At 49.9% G+C, this 17,877-nt stretch carries 21 protein-coding genes and 1 tRNA gene; 10 read left to right on the forward strand and 12 right to left on the reverse strand.

Going from position 1 to position 17,877, the window contains the following annotated elements; genetic code table 11:
- Positions 1-396: 396 nt before the first annotated feature.
- The 9 genes from ACSTTO_RS12650 to ACSTTO_RS12690 all read right to left on the reverse strand — a co-directional run bounded on the left by ACSTTO_RS12650 (position 397) and on the right by ACSTTO_RS12690 (position 5,009).
- Complete coding sequence (locus ACSTTO_RS12650; protein ID WP_439273561.1) at positions 397-1,035, reverse strand: transcription termination/antitermination NusG family protein; 639 nt, start codon at positions 1,033-1,035, stop codon at positions 397-399.
- On the reverse strand, positions 1,032-2,270 hold the full coding sequence (locus ACSTTO_RS12655; RefSeq protein ID WP_439273562.1) for a helix-turn-helix domain-containing protein: 1,239 nt from the start codon (positions 2,268-2,270) through the stop codon (positions 1,032-1,034). Before ACSTTO_RS12655 ends, ACSTTO_RS12650 begins: the two co-directional genes overlap by 4 nt.
- Positions 2,267-2,482 carry a DUF3310 domain-containing protein gene (locus ACSTTO_RS12660; RefSeq protein ID WP_439273563.1) on the reverse strand — a complete coding sequence of 72 codons (216 nt, stop codon included), beginning with the start codon at positions 2,480-2,482 and terminating at the stop codon, positions 2,267-2,269. Before ACSTTO_RS12660 ends, ACSTTO_RS12655 begins: the two co-directional genes overlap by 4 nt.
- Positions 2,479-3,039: a hypothetical protein gene (locus ACSTTO_RS12665; RefSeq protein ID WP_439273564.1), complete on the reverse strand. Its 561-nt coding sequence runs from the start codon at positions 3,037-3,039 to the stop codon at positions 2,479-2,481. The genes ACSTTO_RS12660 and ACSTTO_RS12665 overlap by 4 nt, the downstream gene beginning before the upstream one ends.
- Before the next feature lie 109 nt (positions 3,040-3,148).
- Complete coding sequence (locus ACSTTO_RS12670) at positions 3,149-3,658, reverse strand: helix-turn-helix domain-containing protein (RefSeq protein WP_439273565.1); 510 nt, start codon at positions 3,656-3,658, stop codon at positions 3,149-3,151.
- A gap of 5 nt (positions 3,659-3,663) precedes the next feature.
- Positions 3,664-3,918 carry a DUF2312 domain-containing protein gene (locus tag ACSTTO_RS12675; protein ID WP_439273566.1) on the reverse strand — a complete coding sequence of 85 codons (255 nt, stop codon included), beginning with the start codon at positions 3,916-3,918 and terminating at the stop codon, positions 3,664-3,666.
- A 2-nt stretch (positions 3,919-3,920) separates the two neighbouring features.
- Positions 3,921-4,112, reverse strand: coding sequence for a hypothetical protein (locus tag ACSTTO_RS12680; RefSeq protein ID WP_439273567.1), 192 nt, complete (start codon positions 4,110-4,112; stop codon positions 3,921-3,923).
- The gene (locus ACSTTO_RS12685; RefSeq protein WP_439273568.1) at positions 4,109-4,594 is read right to left on the reverse strand and encodes a phage regulatory CII family protein; all 486 of its coding nucleotides are present in this window, start codon (positions 4,592-4,594) and stop codon (positions 4,109-4,111) included. The genes ACSTTO_RS12680 and ACSTTO_RS12685 overlap by 4 nt, the downstream gene beginning before the upstream one ends.
- 163 nt (positions 4,595-4,757) lie before the next feature.
- The gene (locus ACSTTO_RS12690) at positions 4,758-5,009 is read right to left on the reverse strand and encodes a hypothetical protein (RefSeq protein WP_439273569.1); all 252 of its coding nucleotides are present in this window, start codon (positions 5,007-5,009) and stop codon (positions 4,758-4,760) included.
- On the opposite strand from ACSTTO_RS12690, the gene ACSTTO_RS12695 reads away from it, so the two are divergent.
- The 7 genes from ACSTTO_RS12695 (at position 5,008) to ACSTTO_RS12725 (ending at position 7,650) form a co-directional block, all read left to right on the forward strand.
- Positions 5,008-5,505 carry a helix-turn-helix domain-containing protein gene (locus ACSTTO_RS12695; protein WP_439273570.1) on the forward strand — a complete coding sequence of 166 codons (498 nt, stop codon included), beginning with the start codon at positions 5,008-5,010 and terminating at the stop codon, positions 5,503-5,505. The two genes, ACSTTO_RS12690 and ACSTTO_RS12695, sit on opposite strands and share 2 nt — an antisense overlap.
- Positions 5,506-5,873: 368 nt before the next feature.
- Positions 5,874-6,098: a hypothetical protein gene (locus tag ACSTTO_RS12700; RefSeq protein WP_439273571.1), complete on the forward strand. Its 225-nt coding sequence runs from the start codon at positions 5,874-5,876 to the stop codon at positions 6,096-6,098.
- Complete coding sequence (locus ACSTTO_RS12705; RefSeq protein ID WP_439273572.1) at positions 6,095-6,481, forward strand: hypothetical protein; 387 nt, start codon at positions 6,095-6,097, stop codon at positions 6,479-6,481. The genes ACSTTO_RS12700 and ACSTTO_RS12705 overlap by 4 nt, the downstream gene beginning before the upstream one ends.
- On the forward strand, positions 6,478-6,801 hold the full coding sequence (locus ACSTTO_RS12710) for a hypothetical protein (RefSeq protein WP_439273573.1): 324 nt from the start codon (positions 6,478-6,480) through the stop codon (positions 6,799-6,801). The genes ACSTTO_RS12705 and ACSTTO_RS12710 overlap by 4 nt, the downstream gene beginning before the upstream one ends.
- Positions 6,798-7,085: a hypothetical protein gene (locus tag ACSTTO_RS12715; RefSeq protein ID WP_439273574.1), complete on the forward strand. Its 288-nt coding sequence runs from the start codon at positions 6,798-6,800 to the stop codon at positions 7,083-7,085. Before ACSTTO_RS12710 ends, ACSTTO_RS12715 begins: the two co-directional genes overlap by 4 nt.
- Positions 7,082-7,372 carry a hypothetical protein gene (locus tag ACSTTO_RS12720; RefSeq protein ID WP_439273576.1) on the forward strand — a complete coding sequence of 97 codons (291 nt, stop codon included), beginning with the start codon at positions 7,082-7,084 and terminating at the stop codon, positions 7,370-7,372. The genes ACSTTO_RS12715 and ACSTTO_RS12720 overlap by 4 nt, the downstream gene beginning before the upstream one ends.
- A complete protein-coding gene (locus tag ACSTTO_RS12725) occupies positions 7,369-7,650 on the forward strand; it encodes a hypothetical protein (protein ID WP_439273578.1) in 282 nt (93 codons plus the stop codon). Before ACSTTO_RS12720 ends, ACSTTO_RS12725 begins: the two co-directional genes overlap by 4 nt.
- Positions 7,651-8,063: 413 nt before the next feature.
- Here the strand turns inward: ACSTTO_RS12725 and ACSTTO_RS12730 are convergent, their stop codons facing one another.
- On the reverse strand, positions 8,064-8,765 hold the full coding sequence (locus ACSTTO_RS12730) for an Eco47II family restriction endonuclease (RefSeq protein ID WP_439273579.1): 702 nt from the start codon (positions 8,763-8,765) through the stop codon (positions 8,064-8,066).
- Positions 8,766-8,930: 165 nt separating this feature from the next.
- On the opposite strand from ACSTTO_RS12730, the gene ACSTTO_RS12735 reads away from it, so the two are divergent.
- Positions 8,931-10,166: a DNA cytosine methyltransferase gene (locus ACSTTO_RS12735; protein WP_439273580.1), complete on the forward strand. Its 1,236-nt coding sequence runs from the start codon at positions 8,931-8,933 to the stop codon at positions 10,164-10,166.
- 52 nt (positions 10,167-10,218) lie between these two features.
- Here ACSTTO_RS12735 and ACSTTO_RS12740 read toward each other — a convergent pair whose 3' ends face one another.
- Together ACSTTO_RS12740 and ACSTTO_RS12745 are read right to left on the reverse strand one after the other, a co-directional pair.
- A complete protein-coding gene (locus ACSTTO_RS12740) occupies positions 10,219-11,577 on the reverse strand; it encodes a DUF6538 domain-containing protein (RefSeq protein WP_439273582.1) in 1,359 nt (452 codons plus the stop codon).
- Positions 11,578-11,736: 159 nt separating this feature from the next.
- Positions 11,737-11,813 (reverse strand) — tRNA-His (locus ACSTTO_RS12745).
- 466 nt (positions 11,814-12,279) lie between these two features.
- Here ACSTTO_RS12745 and ACSTTO_RS12750 point away from each other — a divergent pair.
- Both ACSTTO_RS12750 and ACSTTO_RS12755 read left to right on the forward strand, forming a co-directional pair.
- The gene (locus ACSTTO_RS12750) at positions 12,280-15,672 is read left to right on the forward strand and encodes a PAS domain S-box protein (RefSeq protein ID WP_439273583.1); all 3,393 of its coding nucleotides are present in this window, start codon (positions 12,280-12,282) and stop codon (positions 15,670-15,672) included.
- A gap of 231 nt (positions 15,673-15,903) precedes the next feature.
- The gene (locus ACSTTO_RS12755; RefSeq protein ID WP_439273584.1) at positions 15,904-17,868 is read left to right on the forward strand and encodes an AsmA family protein; all 1,965 of its coding nucleotides are present in this window, start codon (positions 15,904-15,906) and stop codon (positions 17,866-17,868) included.
- Positions 17,869-17,877: the final 9 nt, after the last annotated feature.

A 17,877-nucleotide genomic window follows, 5' to 3' on the forward strand; every position in this document is an offset into this window, starting at 1 on the left:
GAGCTGTAACGAACCGGCTGATGAAGTTCTATACTCACCAAACTCAATCATATTATTTAAAACATCGAGGTTGCGCTGAACCCACAAACGACAAGCATATTTATAAACACGAATATAGTATCCCATAGATACAATATTTTTTGATTCTTTTACTTATGTAAGGCCTGAATAAACCGGAGGGTTCAAATCGTCATATAAACATGAGTGATATGGTTTTTGCTTTTCAGAAATTTTCTCATAGCTTCGCCTTGGGGGGAAAAGCGGTTGCCGGTTGCTATTGCTTCGGTCGCTTCTCCGGGATCCGTGGGGAGCTCAATGCGGCACTGGCCGTCTTACGCTGCTCACCGTGTCGGAAGCTTATGCTTCACAGTCCACAGGTCGTCCCTGACAATAAGGCTAGGCATATTTTTTTAAATTTGCAAGCGGCACCTCTATCACGCGCTCATGGCCAAATATGAAGGAAAGAACACGTGCCGCACGCTTGCCAACATAGCCCTCCAGCACACCTTCAAAAACACTGCCGGCAATGGGAAACCGCACCCGCTCACCTTGCGCATATCTTGGCATTGCCGCACCCTCATTAAACGCGCCGGCATTTGTTAACACCATGAGATCGCTCATGTATTTTTCGCTCACAACAAGTGCGCCCTGCTGCCCGAATATCAGCGATACTGCACCATCAATGCGCGATAACCCCACCCAGCTTTCAGCGCATGGCACTGCTTTTACAAACAGATATCCGTTGAAAACCGGCACCTCCACAACCTTCTTCTTGGTTGTGTATTTGACCAAGCGAGTTTGCTTTTTCATCGGCAACCATGCCTCTATGCCTGCATCCTGCACAGAGTTATACACATCTTTTTCTTTGCGGTGGGCTGTTTTGAGCACAAACCATTGCCGTTCTGCGGCCTCGCTGCCTGCAGCAATTTTGAGAAACTTGGCCTGAATGCGCTGGCGGATACGATCCGGATCGCGGCTTGCCAGCCGGTTTGCAGCTTCAAGGATGCGTGTTTTATCAATATCTGCCACCATCATTGTTCCAATCCTTGTAAAACCGCCTCAAACGCGCCAAGGCCTGCCACGCCACCAGCCGGAAACCATATCCATTCCGGCAGATCGCGCTCATCAAACCACAGCCAACCGCGCTCTTCATGCAGGTTGCGCCATTGCACCCATTGCTCACTGCCCACACGCACCTGCTCCATGTGGGCGGCTAATGGTAGATAACGCTCATCCACCACATAGCCGCGCCTTTGCCTTGCTTCATCGTGCATTTCCACAATCACCGGATAGCCGGCCTTCATCAGCCAGTTGCGCTTGTAGAATTCGCCGGTTTCCCCGCCCTGCAAGATCTGGTCTTCGATAAATTTGGACGGGCGGCATGCTGGCGGCTTTGCACCAGCCAGCAAAACCGCCATGCGGGCTGCGCCCCATGTCTTGCCGTAAGGGGCGGCGGTGCGGCGCACCGGCCTATCGGCGGCTTTTTCCTGCTCTGCACGGTGCAAAATATCGGCATCCAGCAAGTTCCAGCACTTATCGCGCAGAAAAACACCAACCGCCATTGGCGCAGCCTTGCGGGCTGCAATGTCGAGCAGATAGGCATCGCGCCAGCGTTCTGCCTGTCTGCGCTCATCCGGCGTGAGTTTTGCAAACTGTTTCATGATCCAGCTTGGCGCAACCGTATCCCAGTTTGTCCATATCCCTGCCCCATAGCCGTTGCCGGTGCAAAAACGCAAAACCCGTTTTTGAAAGGCGGCCGACTGCGGATTTTCTTCCGGAGATAAATTTTCTGAAATCCCCTCTCCCTCATCAGGCGCGCACGCGCCAGAAGAGAGTAATGGTTTATCTAATGGTTCTATTATGGTTTGGGTGTCACCGTGACACCCCTCTATGTCTGATTTGTCACCCCTCTCTGTCGTGGTTGACACGGGTGTCACCGTGTCACCCGTGTCATGGTGACACCCGTAGGAGGTGGTTTTTTGCCCCTCCAGCTCTGCAATTTTTTTCATGTTGAAGTCATAGCGCGTGGCCTGTCCCGGGCGGCCGCCGCCCTCTGCCACCACAATCAGCAAACCCTCATCAACAAAATCTTTCAGCAGCCGCTGCACAGTGCGCTCTGAAAGCTCTGTCTCTGCCGATAACCGGCCAACCGTTGGCCAGATGCCGCGCCCCTCATCATCGGCAAAATCGCCAAGCCTTATTGCCAGCATTTTGCGGTTGGCCGAGCCAAGCTGCGCCTTGAACAAACGGGACATCAATGCAATGCTCATTTTGCCGGCCTCCCTGCACGCAAGGCCAGTTCGCGCTCAATATACCAATGCGCCTTTTGCAAATCTTCCAGCGCATTGCCTTTAAGATCAGCCCGCCAGATATATTTGATGGCATTGCCCAGGTTGAACCCCATATGCTCGGTGATCTCAATGCACTCAATGCCGGACGGATGGCTGGTATAATGTTTTGGATGATGAACAGAATTATTCATGGCTCTGCCCTCCCTGTTCCGGCTTTTTTCCACGCGGCATAATCTGCCCGCAGCCTGCGCCAGCGTGCCGCCGCGGCGCTGCTATTGTTCAGTTCTTTTCTCGAAGAGATGCCAAGCAATGTGCGCAAACGCTGGGCGCAGCGTTCTTCTGTCAGCGGGCGGGAAAGCCCGTGCCGCTCTTCCAAAAACACCCTAAACGCCGCCTCTTCGCACTTCATGGCGGCCTCTGCGGCATAATTGGCCGCTTTTTTCTGCCCTTGCTCTTGCCCCTGCCGCGCGGGGCTGGCAGCGCCCTTGCGTGCGGCTGCAATTGCGCGGTCAACAAGGCGCAGCAACAGCGCCACCATATGCGGCGCATTGACAAAAAAATCTATCTCATCCGGCGTGGCGCGGCCTGCAAACTGCGCAATCACATTGCATTCAAGCCCGTGGCGTGCCTCCAGCATGGTTTCAGCGCCATCGGTGGTAAGAAGCCACTCTGCCTGCCCCAGTAGCGCCAGCCGGTTGCGGGCTTTGCGCAGCTCATTTGCCTCATAACCAGCATTTTGATGTGCCATAATCAGCGCCCTCCCAATGCCAGCCACAGCAGGCCGAAGGGCAGCGCATAAGCCGCCAGCGTGACCGCCACAACAACAAAAATATCAAAACAGATTGAACGCTGCTTCATCAGCTATCCCCCCGCAATTGCCGAAGGTTGCGCCCCATGAGGGCGCGCTTTTTTTGATAAGAAACAATGCCATGCAAAACCGTGGTGTGATCGCGCCCGCCAAGCCGCCGCCCGATCTGCGGGCTGGAAAGCCCGCACAGCCGCCATGCCCAATAATAAACCGCCTGCCTTGCATGCACCGTGGCGCCGCCGCGCCGCGCCGAGCACAGATCCAACGGCGAAACCCTGAACACGCGGCACAGCCGCCGCACAATCACATCAAACCGCGCCCTGTAGGCACGCTGCGCCTGCTGCCGCATGCGCAAGGCCTGTTCGGCAGCAATTTCTGCCAGATATTGCTCAAATTTTTTGGCAACAGCCTGCTCCAATGCGCGGTCAGCCGCGGTTTTTTGCGCCTTTGGCGGGGTTGCGCTTTTGGGCGCTTGGGGCGCAAAGGGCAACACCGCCGCCTTGCGCGCACGCGCAGCCGCAATGCCCCGCTCTGTATTGCGATATGCAGCAACAAACATGGCGCTCACTCCATGCCAAGCGCATCCATATAGAGCTGGATCATCGCCTCTTCTTCCTGCCGCTCATGCGCCTCTTTTTTGCGCAGGCGGATAACGGTGCGCACGGCTTTCACATCAAAACCGGTGCCCTTTAGTTCGGCAAAAACTTCCTTGATATCATCGGCAATGGCTTTCTTTTCTTCTTCCAGCCGCTCAATGCGCTCGATAAATGCGCGCAACATCCCGCCTGTAATGCCTATGTTTTCCGTATTATCAGCCATGATCACACCTTTGCTTTTTTGCCGCCGCGCACCGGCACAAGGCATTGCTTTGGCAAACGGCCTTCAACCGTTAGCCGTGCCAGACGATCGGCATGGTTTGGATATTTTTTAAGCACGGCCTTGGAACGCGCCGCACCATAACGGGAATGGGAAACAAACGGCTTGACGCCATAAAAAACAAAATGACGCTTCATGCCGCACCGCCTTGCGCGGCCGCCTTGGCCTTGCGCTGCAAAATGCGCAGTTCCTGCACGCTTTTTTCAATATTTGCTGAAATTTCCCGCTCTTCATCGGCGGTAATTTTTCCATCCTGCAAGGCGGCAGAAACCGCATCCACCACATTGCAATTGTCGCGCACCACATGGGCAATATCGGCAATATCCGGCAAGGGCGCGCCCTGCCCCTGCACCTCCAGCGCCACCAGCTTGTAGCCAAGCATGGCCGCCATGGCCGATAAAATGCCGTTGGAACCGGTGTCCAGCATCAGATCCATCGCCACATCCAGCGGCATATGGGCGGCAGCATCATCGGGCGAGCCATATTTGGACAAAGCAGGCGCCTTAACCCGTGTGACATGCTCAAAACTGGTAACCCCGCCAGCAAGCTCTAAAAGGCGGCGCACAACCGCCTTTAATTGGCGGCGTTGCTGCTCTGTTGTGGGGCGCAGGTTGCTCATGCCAACACCTCACAACAAAAACCCGCCCATGCGCCAACGAGGGCAGCGGCGCACAGGCGGGCAAACATCTGCCGTGGGAGGAAGCGGCAGATGAACCGGAAAGATTTAAGGATGAGATTTCCGTGACAGGCGAAGCGCAGCCGTGTTTGATGTGAAGGAACAGTCATTGCTGCACCTCACAATGCGAAGGTGCATTTACCGGCAACAAAGTAGTGATGGAAACAGCATCAGCCAAAACTTGCAAATCTACATTACTGATAGCTCTGTGATCTGCATATGCAACCACTGCATTCCAATATTGAGCTGGAATTGAATCACGCCGCCGCATTGCCTTTGCTGTTCCATAAGGAATGCAAAGATCACGCGCGAATTCTGCCAAGGAAGGCCATAAGTCAATGATTTCAGAATGTGTCATGAGTGACATGGGTACTATTAATACCCAAATCAGTCAAGAGACAGAGATATTACTTATACCCACATGTATGGGTATAAATTACACCATGACAAACAATAACGAACAACGTGAAAAAGAACGCCGCGCAGAACGCCTTACCCTTGCGCGCATACGCGCTGATGTTGGCGGGGCCAAGGCGGCATCGGATAAGTTTGGCTGGAATGTGAATAATTACAAAGCCCATGAGTCCGGCAGGAATGGCTTTGGTATTGCCGATGCAAAGAAGTATGCAAAAGCATATAATGTATCAGTTTCATGGCTGAACTTCGGCATCGGATCACCTGATGATCATTTTTCAGATACCGATGAATTAAAATTAGAAGCCATTAATCTTTTTGACAGTCTTTCCCCTTCTTTACAGGAGGCGGCAATTCAAAATCTAAAAATTCTCGCCTCTTTAAATGAGAAACATAATGACGAAGAGCCGCAGGTGAAAGTTGACCGAGCAAAAAAATAAATTCAATTCGCATCAACTCTGCATCTGAACGCTCACCCATCACATCCTCATCAAGAGTATTTGTTCTCAATATGTTCATGTTAATTGATTGACAAGAACAAGGTCAAGCGTGAAATAATAACTATCCATCACTTAATTCCCGTTCGATAATTAAGCGCCCCTTTTAGCTTGACTATAACCGCTATAAAACGGCCAGTAGGCCGGATTATTTTTGCGAAATACAATCTCAAAAATAAAATGGATATTATTTGTACCCAGACGTATTGACTTTAACGGGTATTAAATGTACCTATCATTGCGCTGCGGTTAATGCATCACATGGCGAGCAATACCCATTAGATGCACCAACCCCGCACTCAGGAGATGCAATGATGTTTATTATTGAAACACGGCCTTCGGCAGTTTTTTCGGGCTGGCACAAGCTTGGCGTTGATGAGATGGCGGCAACCATGCAGGCCATGGCTGCGGCCGGTGTGCCGGTAACACCGGACAATCTCAAACTGCGCGGCTATTCCTCCGAAGATATCACCCGCTACGGGCTCAAAGCTGCACACATTGCCCGTGCGCGCGCTGTCAAAACGGTGCTGTCATGACTGCACGCAATGAGACCGCCCCATTATGCGACACGTTGCTAGAAAATCCTCTAGTAACAGCCCCTGTGGAGACTACAGCCGCGCACGGCGAAACTTTCATCGGTTGCGCCGACACATACACTAATGAAGAATTAGTCCGACGTTTAGGAGAGCCGGTTATAATTCGCGGCTCAAATTACCCTGCCGACAGAAGCATGCTCTCCCTCTCCTTCCATTCTCAAAATGGAGAAATCATCCGAATACAAATGAAGCAGGAAGAGGCGAGATTACTGCAAAATATACTTGCTAATTATCTTCTAACGAATACCCGCTCCCAGTATGAGAAATCATCAGGTATTCCCATAGATGAAGTATCGCGTCCACAAGATGGGAGGAAGGTATGACCACCCACAAGATCATCCATCGCCATCAGCGCATTCCTGTAACCAGCACCAAGACTGTCACCATCGAAGATAATTTCGTAGCCCTGATCACGCTTGATTATCGCAACCACACCCCATCTCGTTTCGTATTTCCAACCAACATGTATCATGCGCACCGCCTGACTGCGATAAGGCGCAAGTGTAAATTTGCCCCCATTCAAATCATTCCTTTGTGTCGTTCCCATGAAGGAGTGAGAGGTGGCGGATCGTGTTTGCCCCCACAATCCCCCTGCGGTTCGCCACCGTTATTTTTTCAAACACCAACAGGAGGCGCGGTATGAAAACTCTGCCATCAACTTCATCTGCACACAACAAAGAAAATGCCGCCAATCAAAGCCGGCCTGCCTTAGAGTGCGAGGAGGCTGATGATGGGGCTGCCGCGGCTCGAATTCAAGCATTTAATGAGGTGCTTAAAGAGATAGAGCGGATACAGGATGAGTTTCTATCCCCGCAATATGCCACAGGCCAGCCGCTTAGCTCATTTTCAGAGAGGCATGCGTGCAGAGTGATTGCAGGCGCGGTGCGTGCGCTGAAATCATCAGGCTGCACAGGAGGCGCGGTATGAACAAGCCAGAGGCAGATTTTTACCCCGATACAGTTCAATGTGAAGAATGTGCGGCTGCTATTGCCCCTGAAGCGCCGCGCCATGTGGGCTATGAATGCTTTTTATGTGCTGCCTGCGCACCAACCTATGATGACATGCTGAATGTGCCGGGAGATTTTTTAAACAATGATGGCGAGCTCAAGACCTTTAAAGAAGCGGTAGAGATTGCCCGTGCGCATATTGCAAAAGGCGGCAAGCTGACCGACAAGATTTTGAGCGGCGGCACCACTGCGGGAGCCGGCAAATGACAGGCCGCCACGCCCAGGATGAGAAGATAACCATAGCGCGCATTGAACGTGCGATGGATGTTCTTGCTTATTGGATGATTGAGCTTGGCGAAGAGGGCAAAAAATGCCTGCCGATATATGAGCGGCTGGAAACAGAGCTGGAACAGCGCAAGAAGACCGAAGCCAAAATGGAAGAGGTTTTTGAACGCGCCCGCCAGCTGAAGGAAAACCCAAACAACAAAATAATACCGCGAAAAGCAATGAGCGCCGCCAGCCAGCAGCCGCAACTGCGCAGGTAACCACAAGAACCGCATGGCGGAAGGGATAACGCCACTCACAGCGGCAGCGCTGCATTATTCGGCAACAAGGTTGAATAATGTCCCACTCGAAATCGGTGGAATCAAACCAATTCTCAAGTCCAGTTTATAAGTGCACGGCCTGATAAATCACACCCGCACTAGACTACATAGCTTCCAATGTGAAATGTACGCGATCCTGCAGAAAGAATTCACTACCGGACAGAGCTACACAAAAGAAGACTGGGATGCCGTAAACAGCCCGGAACTGACAGATGAGAACTGGCAAGGATGCACCGCTTAATACAATGATCAACTATATAGCAATCTGGCAGGAAAAATTCCTAGGCTGAATTTAACCTGACAGACGCCACCACAAAACGGATAACTGTCAGATCAAGTCGGAACCTCTACAATTAAAATGCCTTATTAAAATAGCTATAAATTACATCTTTCTTGGCTTTATCTAAATTATATTTATTAGATAAATCAGTCATCAAAACTTCAAATAATTCCTTCAAAGCATGGTCGCGACCGGTAACCAGTTTATAAAAGCTTGCTCCATCTATCGTTCTGATCTTATCATTAGCTGGTTTTTGCAGCCCAGTTTGTCTTGTTGAAGGCGTGAACGGTTTATCGAAGCGCTTTTCACCTTTTGGGATTATTTCAACATAGTAAGCCGTATATCCGTGGTATTTAGAGTTTTTAGGCAAAACCTCATCGGCTAAACTATCATATAGCCCCGTTCTATCTGACCCTTTGATTGTATTATGTTTATTTTTAACCTCTGCAAGAATTCTATTTTCTTCTGATATTAAATCAACGCCACCACCATGTCCTGTATTAATCCAACCCTCTACCGACCCCAAAATATCTTGATGAAAATTACCTACAGCTTGCACTAAATTTTTTTGCGCTTGACGTCTTTCTTCAAAACGCACCCAGTCATTTGGCGTGGCAATACCAAACTGATCCATTTCGAATATTAATGAAAATGGATCAATAACATTTCTATCAAAATCATCTTTTGCGCGCTTTAAACCAGCCTGCGCTCTATCATATAATTTTTTAAGTGCTGCATCTAAATTTTGATCAGAAATATAAGCAAGTTTACTCAAAACTACCTCCAAGATACATTTTAAGTATTCTTATTTTTGAATTGTTAATTAATAACCAATAAAAAAATTCAATAAAAACATTAGCTTGTGCTGATGACCATAACCGTTGACAATTACGCACCACGCACATAAAGATAACCATGCATAAGGTTTGGATGGTTACAAATGGATTCTAATTATTATACACTGGCTCAAGTCGCTGATATTATGGGTGTTTCTAAAGACACGCTGCGACGGTGGGATACTAAAGGACTTCTTGTCCCTCAGCGCCATCCGGAGAATAATTACAGAGTCTATCATAGAGACCAAATTGAGCATCTGGAACCTGTCCAGATGCTCTTTAACAGCCGCTGGGACGAAGAATTCAAAACAAAACCAATCCGGCATTATAAACTTGTAGAGTTGTTTGCCGGCTGTGGTGGCTTGGCATTGGGTATGGAAAAGGCTGGTTTTGAATCCGTCCTATTAAATGAAATCGACCCACATGCTTGCAAAACTCTTCGCAAAAACCGCCCTGGGTGGAATGTTGTTGAAGGAGATGTTTCACAGGTAGACTTCACAGAGTTCAAAGACAAAGTCGATATTTTGACTGGCGGCTTTCCATGCCAAGCGTTTTCTTATGCCGGAAAGAAGCTCGGATTTGAGGACACTCGCGGAACCCTTTTTTTTGAATTTGCCCGAGCAGTAAAAGAAACCAACCCGAAAGTATTCATCGCTGAGAACGTTCGCGGCCTTTTAAACCACGAAGATGGTAAAACCCTTGCAGCAATTAAGGATGTTATCAATGAGCTCGGCTATGAGCTTGTTGAGCCGCGCGTCTTAAAAGCTATCTTCTATCAAGTTCCTCAAAAAAGAGAGCGCCTATTCTTAATTGGAATCCGCAAAGATTTAGCTAAAAAAGTCGAGTTTAAATGGCCGTCTCCATACAAGCGCATCATGACCATGAAGGATGCCCTTAAAGCAGGAGAGCTTTACCCGTGCGATGTACCGCCATCAGAGGGACAAAAATACCCGGCGAGAAAACAAGAAATCATGTCGAAGGTGCCATCTGGCGGTTACTGGCGTGATCTGCCCATCGACCTTCAAAAAGAATACATGCAGAAAAGCTTTTATCTCGGAGGCGGGAAAACAGGGATGGCACGCCGTCTATCATGGGACGAACCGAGCCTGACACTAACGACAGCTCCAGCACAAAAACAGACTGAACGTTGCCATCCAGAAGAAACACGGCCGCTTACAGTGCGCGAATATGCGCGCATTCAAACTTTTCCAGATGAATGGAAATTTGAAGGTACTGTGACTGCGCAGTATAAACAAATTGGAAATGCAGTGCCCGTAAACCTCGCATATGCGGTAGGACGCGCAGCGGTGAGACTGCTAAATCAAATAGAAAATATTTAATTGTAGTGCCCCGACCGGATCTAAATGCATCAGTAGTTAGGCCTGCACCGTATCAAACAATCTCACTATCAAACGGAAGCGCAATCTTGCTTAATTCCGCATGCCGCCAATGGAGCGAGCCGCCCGCCCCGTAATTCGGCCTGTCTATTGTGTGCCCCATCAGCAGGCGGCGCAGTTCCGCATCAAGGCCGGCCTCTTTCATCCTGTCTTCAAACGCATGCCGGAATGAATAAATCTTGTGCTTTTCAGTTGGAAACAAATCATTGTTTTTGAAATATTTATTCAGCGTATTCGACATATGCGTTTCTTTATGCCGATAACGCGGGAAACCGTTCGGATGCTTTTTAAAGACTTCCACCGCAACACCAACAAGCGGGATCTGGCGTTTTGAAGATTCTGTCTTGATTTCGCGTTTGCCCTCCCCCTCATCAACCGATGTAATTTCAATATAGGGCACTTCAGCATTGGCATGAATATGCTCCGGCAAGAGATTGCATATCTCACTTGGCCGCGCGCCGGTTTCAATCAAGGCCAGCACAACCCCGCGCGCCTCATCATTCATGCCTGCCAAGGCACCTTTTATAAGAATTTTCTCCCTGATCCAGGCGGCAGTAAATGGCGGCCGCGATTTCTTTTTCTCAACATAGCCAAGATCGGCAAACGGGTTATCACGGTCTTTTTTACCGATATGCGTATAATAGCGGCCATAGATAATGCGCAGATCAGAGATAATACGATTGCCGGCCGTTGCCGAATGTGTTGCCTCACCCTTTTCCGGCGCAATGCGCTGCAGCCAGAAATTATACAGTTTAAGTGCATCTGCACGGGTTATATCATCAATCGGCTTATCTTCATTGATCTCGATAAAATAATTAACCGCAGATTGTTTTTGTTGCTGCCATTTGCGCCGCTGCGCTTCACTTTTATCGCGCAATTGATCGGCCGCAATCTGCGAGCGGTATATATGAAACGCTTTTGACAGGGTTATTTTAGGCTCATCCACCGAGCCAAGAACAGCAGATGCAACAGTGCCCTGCATATTGGGCGGCGCAAGCAATGCTTCAATGCGCTTCAAAATTGCATCCAGCGGTTCAGAGGCTATCTCTCTTGCCGTGTGGAATGTGAAGCCAAGCGCCTCAACCCGCTTCACGGCGGCATCATATTTTGCTCTGGCTGCAGTGGCATCACCACCCACCACAAGAGAAGCCCAAAGCTCCCCGTCAGCCTTTTCCAGCAAATCACGCTTTGCACGGGCAACCACAAGATCAGTTGTTGTCAAGGATTGCTTGACAACTGGCGCGCGCTTATCACGCGCGGCAACACTGGCTGGCACGCGCCGCCTGTAATAATAAATACCCCTGATCAGCGTTAAATGGCGGTCAGGACTGCTGTCATCAATTCGGCGACCCATGTTGAAAACCACATATTTTGAGCATATGTGCACCGATATGTGCACCCGTTTGTGCATTCATATGTAGCCTGAAAATGAGACGACAGCAATCCGCCTGGCGCAAGCAATTTAAATTACGCTGCAAATTCAACATGTTACGGGATATTTTCATGATTTAAATGGTACGGTCGAGTGGAGTTGAACCACTGACCTCAGGAGCCACAATCCTGCGCTCTAACCAACTGAGCTACGACCGCGTACCAATTCAGCAATGAATCATCTTAAATGCTGACAGGGCTCAGATACGTAAATTCAAAGCATATTGCAAGCACCTATCACAAAAACTTTGTGAAAATATAGGCATCTGCACAAACATCCGGCACACAGCCCTTACAGCCCTCTCTTAACCGGCAAGCAATATACATCAAATGACCGGTATCATTATTATGCCACGGAGACGCTTTATTGACTAATGGTAAATTTAAAACAGAGTGGCAAAAGAACTGTTCTCCCATAGCGTAAACAGAGATAAATATGGCATATTTGAAACTGGGGACATTAACTAAAAATTAAGAAAATATTTGTCATCCCCTCCCTATTTGTGGTGATATCAGCAGCAATATCTGAGGCATGGGCATAATTGCCGTTTACAGATAAATGTTTTAAAACAGGCAATAAATACGGTTAAAGACCTATAATATCTGCCGGATAAGGGTATAATCTATGCAGCATCTGGATTTAATGGAGCTGATCCCTCTTTCCGAATTTCGTGCGGCGCTCGCAAGAGAAGACGCAATATTTGTTTTGTCTGAAAACCTTGAAACAATCCTGTGGGGCAATGCAGCAGCAGCGCAATTGCTCGGCATAGATAATATTGCCAATATAGCCGGCAGCGATGCGCAATTCACTATGCAGACACGGCGCCAGATCGCAGCCCTTGAGCTGCAAGATGATGCCGCACACAAAATTATGCTGCGCCTTGCCGGCGGCCTGCAACAGAGATTGCTGCCATATACTATAAGCCGCCTGATCATTCCGGCAGCAGAAAAGCCGGCTTTGCTGATGACAACACCGGTAACCGCACAGGATGAAACGCCGCCTGCCTTGCCTTGTTATCACATGGCAAAAATCGGCATTGATGGCACAATCATTTCTACAGATGCGGAATTTGCCGCGCTTGATGTCAGCCGCAACACGATTGCAGACCTGATAATTGAAGTGCAAAACGAGCAGGAAGGTTTTATACAACGGCGGGTTCGCGCCGGGCAAACCACAATACCTGCGGCAATGATCAGGCTGAACAGGCAAGATGAAAAAGCCGCCTATCTCTTCATCGCAGAAAAAACGACCCTGCCAGCCAGTATTGAACAGGCCAATAGTGAAGACAAGTCTGCCCTTGCAGCAGAATTGCCGCCAGCCAATGGGGCGAAAACACCGGCAATAGCACCGCAGACAAGACAAACAACAATTCAGGCAACGGCACAGGAACCGGCAGAGAATGCTGCGCAAGCGCATTTTGTGTGGCAGGTTGATGCGCAGGGGCGGTTTAGTGAGATTTCACCGGAGCTTGCCAATATTGTTGGAAAGCATATGGCAGATATTCTTGGCAAAAAATTTTCTGATGTTGCGGAAAATTTAGGCTTTGATGATGATGGCGCAATCTCTGCCTTGCTGGAAAAACAGGAAACATGGTCTGGCAAAAGAGTTTTCTGGCCGGTTGAAGGCACAAATCAGCGCATTGCCGTGGATCTGGCGGCACTGCCAATTTTCAGCCGAGACAGAACATTTAGCGGCTTCAGCGGTTTTGGCGTGATTTACCCGGAACTTATCCAGACTGCCCCGGATAAAACAGTTCAGGATAAGACAGTTCAGGCCAAAACTGAGCCCGATGCTGCGGGCAGTCCTCTCTTGCAGGATATATCTGAAGCGGATAAGCCGGCTGATGCCGAGAATGCGCAGCCGGATAGCAACCGCAAAGCACCGGAAAAACCGCTGACCAGCGAAAGAATCATTCTGATGGAAGCATTGCGCGCCTCGCAGACACGCGGGCACAACAGTGCTGCCCCTGCGGAGCAGAACAGCAAACCTGCCCCGGCAGCGGAAATTCACCCTGCACGCCCTGCCAGCGGCTTATCACAAACAGAGCGCAACGCATTTCGTGAGATTGCCGAGCGCCTGCGTCGTGAAGTTTTGCAAAAAGCACCCGCAAGCAACACAAGTGAAGACAATTCGCAAATTGCCCAAGCTGCCACCGCTGATGATACCGGCATTGAACACACCAAAGCAGCGCCTGTTAATGGCCGGCAGGTTCCGGAAAAGCAAACAGAGGATATCCCCTATCCGCATGATATGCCGCCGGCCAATCACAATCAAACCAGCCAAACCGGCGCACAAAATGGCGATATAGCAGCCTCCCTCCCATCTGCGCGGCAGGATGAGGAAGACCTCCATGTGCTGAGCGGCTTGCCGGTGCCGGTGCTGATACATAATGCCGATCGCCTGCATTTTGCCAATCAGGCATTTTTTGACATGACAGGCTATACATCGCTGGATGATCTGCGCCATGCAGGTGGCATTGATGCCCTGTTTGCACAGCCTGATGACAGCAATATCAACGGCATGATCCTGTGCCTTGCCGATGGCGGCCACAAGGTGGTTGAAGCCCATTTGCAATCAGTGCCATGGCAGGGTAACCGTGCATTGATGCTGAGCCTTTTGCCGGAGCGCATTTTGCAGGCCGATAATGATGACCATGCCGGACAGACAAAAAGCCGCCCGGCCTTTCTCTCTGCGGTTAAAACTGAAAATCCGGTGCATCAGTTACAAACGGAACTGGCGCTGCACGCCCCCGAAGATGAAACCGATAATGAGGGCGATGATTCAGCCGCCAAATCACGCAATGAAAATGCGCCGCAAATGGTTGAAAATAAAACGGCAGATCAGCCAATGCAGCCGGATTTTCAGGCATTGCAAACCCAGATTGATGAATTAACCTCCATTCTTGATACCGCAACTGATGGCGTGGTGATTATCGGGCAGGATGGAAAAATCCGCTCGCTCAATCAGTCTGCAGCCGCCTTGTTTGGCTATGATATCAATGAATTAACGGGCAAATCCTTTGCTGTTCTGTTTGCGATTGAAAGCCAGCGTGCCGCGATTGACTATATTCATGGCCTGTCAGGCGATGGCGTGGCCAGCCTGCTTAATGACGGGCGCGAGGTTATCGGCCGCGAAGCACAGGGGCGCTTTATTCCGCTGTTTATGACCATTGGCAAACTGCCGGCCTCCAAGGGCTATTGCGCAGTTATGCGCGATATTACCCAGTGGAAACGTGCTGAAGAGGAGCTGACCTCTGCCCGCCAGGAAGCTGAGCGCGCCTCAAGCCATAAAACTGAGTTTCTGGCGCGTATCAGCCATGAAATCCGCACCCCGCTCAATGCGATTATCGGTTTTTCCGAATTAATGGCCGAAGAAAAATTCGGCCCGATCGGCAATGAACGCTACCGTGAATATTTGCGGGATATTCACCGTTCCGGCAATCATGTGCTGGCATTGGTGAATGATCTTCTCGATATTTCCAAGATCGAGGCGGGTGCGCTTGATCTGGAATTTGAAGCTGTGGCACTCAATGATGCACTGGCTGAAGCTGTGGCTCTGATGCAGCCGCAGGCCAACCGTGAGCGTGTGATTATCCGCTCCAGTTTTTCTGCCGTCTTGCCGGATATTGTGGCTGATGCCCGTTCTATTCGTCAGGTTGCGCTCAATCTTCTCTCCAATGCCATCCGTTTTACCGGTCAGGGCGGGCAGGTTATTGTTTCCACCAGTTATGAAGCAGATGGCAATGTGGTGATGCGGGTGCGCGATACCGGTATCGGCATGAGCCAAAGCGAGCTTGAACAGGCGCTGAAGCCGTTTCGTCAGGTGAGCCATCATAATGTGCAAAGCCACTATGATGCAGATATCAGGGACTGGCGGCAACAGGGCACAGGCCTTGGCCTGCCGCTGACCAAAGCAATGGTAGAAGCCAATCGCGCACAATTTGTCATTGAATCAAGCCCCGGTCAGGGTACAACAGCGGAAATCATTTTTCCGCCAACCCGCGTGCTGGCCAGCTAAGGTTTTAAAATCTTTGCGCATCATTGATATATTAATCTGTATCATTGATGCGCGGGTTATGCCAAAGACCGGATCAGAAACCGGTCTTCCAGAGTGTTTTTTTACACAGACGCTTCACAGTTTTCACAATGCGCTCTATTGTTGGTGCATCTATGAACTATAAGCCATTTTACCACTTGCATAAACGGCCGTGCCGGACAAATCTGCTGCCCAAGCCATGATCGGAACACAATGAAACTGATACGTCCTGTACTGGCGGTTATTTTTATTTTGGCCTTGGTGTTTACCGGCGCGCTTGCGGCACTGCCTTATATTGTTTCAACGGATGCCATCCGCCTGCATCTGGCACAAAATATCAGTGCCTGGACCGGCTATAGTGTGGAAATCCGTCAACCGCCGCAATTGCGGTTTTTTCCGGTTCTGCGTGCCTCGCTCAGTGATGTCACGCTGAGTAAAACGGGTGAAGCCGTTGCGCCCTTTATGGTGGCAGAACGCATTGAAGCAGAAATATCACCACTCAATGCCCTGTTTGGCCGTGTGGCTTTTTCAGAAACCCGCCTGATCAATGCCCATTTCAATTTAAGTGAACCGGTTGAAGACCTGCCGCAATTTATTGATACGCTGGCTTCCTCCTCCGGCCGGCTTGGTGCTGCCATCCGGCAAGCGCGCAGTATCAGCACCGGCAATCCTGATGACAAGAGACTTCTCAGCATTCCTTTTGGCAGACTTGTTTTTGAAAACAGCAGTATTGGTTTTTCAACCCGTAAGAGAGAACCGCAGCAAACTGTCAGCGCCATTAATGCCAGCATTGACTGGCCGCAAACCACCAATAATGCAATTATAAAAGGGGATGCAGTTTGGCACGGGGAGACACTGAATTATACGCTCAATATTGCCCAGCCATTACCGCTTATGGCAAATGGTATGAGCCAGATCAGCGCCCAGATCAATTCCAAACCTTTAAATATCAGCTTTAACGGCCGCACCAATATTGCCGAAAACCTGTTCAGCGAGGGGGCTTTCAGCCTGAAAAGCCCTTCACTTATTAAAAGCCTGCATTGGCTTGGTCTTTCTTCTGATGCCAGCTATACCGCAGGATATAATGCCGGCAATGAGGGGCAAACCACCCCTCAGGATGCTTTCAGCATTGAGACCAATATCAGTGCCACACCACAGCGCATAAAGCTGGAAGATATTGCTCTTAACCTCAATAATATGCCTGCCAAAGGCGCTGCGGAAATCAGCCTTGGCAAGGAACGCCCGATGATTACCGGCACGCTGGCTTTTCAGACTTTGGAGGCCGCTTCATTTATCCGCACTGTCACCACGCTTGTTACCAAAGTGCGTGAAGATGATCAGCCAAAGAGCATTCCGCTGCGGTATTATGGCCCGCAACGTATGATTGATACTGCCCTTTTGAACAGTGCTGATCTGGATATCCGGCTTTCGGCACAGGATGCCACCATCGGCACGGCACAAATGACCGGCCTTGCCGCAGCCCTGCAAATCCGCAATGGTGAAGCCATTTTTGATATTGGCGATGCCAAGGCTTTTAAAGGATCACTACAGGCCAATATCCATCTTGCGCAAACAGATCAGGGACAAGATAAAATCACCTTGCGGCTGAATACTGCCAATATTGACAGTCATGCATTTCTTGTGGCTATCGGCCTCAATGATCCTATTTTGAGCGGGCATGGCAATCTCTCGCTCAATGTAGAGACCATTCCCCGCAGCCTGCAAAGCATGGTGCAGAATGCCCGCGGACAGATAAGCTTTAATTTAAACAATGGCCGCCTGCTGGGTTTTGATCTTAATGACTTTATCGACAAGCTGAGAAGTGAGGGCTTTTTTGCCCTGCAGCGGCGCGACAAGGTCAGCCTTGATTTTAAGAAATTTCAGGTCAAGGCTATGCTTGGCGAAGGCGCCGCAACACTGGAAAATGCCAGAACGGAAACCGCGCAAGGCACCCTCTCCCTCTCAGGCATTATTCCTCTCACCGATCGCAGCCTTGCACTATCCGGCACGCTGACCCTGCCGCAAAATACAGAGAACCCTGCCAATCACGAAGAAGCCGCGCCGCAACCGGCCGAACCGATAGAACCGGAACCTGCACCACAAATATTGCCGGCAGAAAATCTGCATTTCTTTGTTGGCGGCTCGTGGGACAGGCCGTTTATCTCTTCCACACGGTAAAAGAAACAA

Origin of the sequence: Pseudochrobactrum albidum (assembly GCF_051851455.1) — a bacterium.
In the GTDB taxonomy this organism is placed as follows: Bacteria; Pseudomonadota; Alphaproteobacteria; order Rhizobiales; family Rhizobiaceae; genus Pseudochrobactrum.

Bases quoted from the DNA above. Each gene is read 5' to 3' on its own strand.
- ACSTTO_RS12700 (WP_439273571.1), top strand. From the start codon at position 5,874: ATGATGTTTATTATTGAAACACGGCCTTCGGCAGTTTTTTCGGGCTGG.
- ACSTTO_RS12755 (WP_439273584.1), top strand. From the start codon at position 15,904: ATGAAACTGATACGTCCTGTACTGGCGGTTATTTTTATTTTGGCCTTG.
- ACSTTO_RS12720 (WP_439273576.1), top strand. From the start codon at position 7,082: ATGAACAAGCCAGAGGCAGATTTTTACCCCGATACAGTTCAATGTGAA.
- ACSTTO_RS12685 (WP_439273568.1), bottom strand. From the start codon at position 4,594: ATGAGCAACCTGCGCCCCACAACAGAGCAGCAACGCCGCCAATTAAAG.
- ACSTTO_RS12690 (WP_439273569.1), bottom strand. From the start codon at position 5,009: ATGACACATTCTGAAATCATTGACTTATGGCCTTCCTTGGCAGAATTC.
- ACSTTO_RS12695 (WP_439273570.1), top strand. From the start codon at position 5,008: ATGAGTGACATGGGTACTATTAATACCCAAATCAGTCAAGAGACAGAG.
- ACSTTO_RS12680 (WP_439273567.1), bottom strand. From the start codon at position 4,112: ATGAAGCGTCATTTTGTTTTTTATGGCGTCAAGCCGTTTGTTTCCCAT.
- ACSTTO_RS12665 (WP_439273564.1), bottom strand. From the start codon at position 3,039: ATGGCACATCAAAATGCTGGTTATGAGGCAAATGAGCTGCGCAAAGCC.
- ACSTTO_RS12675 (WP_439273566.1), bottom strand. From the start codon at position 3,918: ATGGCTGATAATACGGAAAACATAGGCATTACAGGCGGGATGTTGCGC.
- ACSTTO_RS12655 (WP_439273562.1), bottom strand. From the start codon at position 2,270: ATGAGCATTGCATTGATGTCCCGTTTGTTCAAGGCGCAGCTTGGCTCG.
- ACSTTO_RS12750 (WP_439273583.1), top strand. From the start codon at position 12,280: ATGCAGCATCTGGATTTAATGGAGCTGATCCCTCTTTCCGAATTTCGT.
- ACSTTO_RS12650 (WP_439273561.1), bottom strand. From the start codon at position 1,035: ATGATGGTGGCAGATATTGATAAAACACGCATCCTTGAAGCTGCAAAC.
- ACSTTO_RS12710 (WP_439273573.1), top strand. From the start codon at position 6,478: ATGACCACCCACAAGATCATCCATCGCCATCAGCGCATTCCTGTAACC.
- ACSTTO_RS12735 (WP_439273580.1), top strand. From the start codon at position 8,931: ATGGATTCTAATTATTATACACTGGCTCAAGTCGCTGATATTATGGGT.
- ACSTTO_RS12740 (WP_439273582.1), bottom strand. From the start codon at position 11,577: ATGGGTCGCCGAATTGATGACAGCAGTCCTGACCGCCATTTAACGCTG.
- ACSTTO_RS12715 (WP_439273574.1), top strand. From the start codon at position 6,798: ATGAAAACTCTGCCATCAACTTCATCTGCACACAACAAAGAAAATGCC.
- ACSTTO_RS12660 (WP_439273563.1), bottom strand. From the start codon at position 2,482: ATGAATAATTCTGTTCATCATCCAAAACATTATACCAGCCATCCGTCC.
- ACSTTO_RS12725 (WP_439273578.1), top strand. From the start codon at position 7,369: ATGACAGGCCGCCACGCCCAGGATGAGAAGATAACCATAGCGCGCATT.
- ACSTTO_RS12670 (WP_439273565.1), bottom strand. From the start codon at position 3,658: ATGTTTGTTGCTGCATATCGCAATACAGAGCGGGGCATTGCGGCTGCG.
- ACSTTO_RS12705 (WP_439273572.1), top strand. From the start codon at position 6,095: ATGACTGCACGCAATGAGACCGCCCCATTATGCGACACGTTGCTAGAA.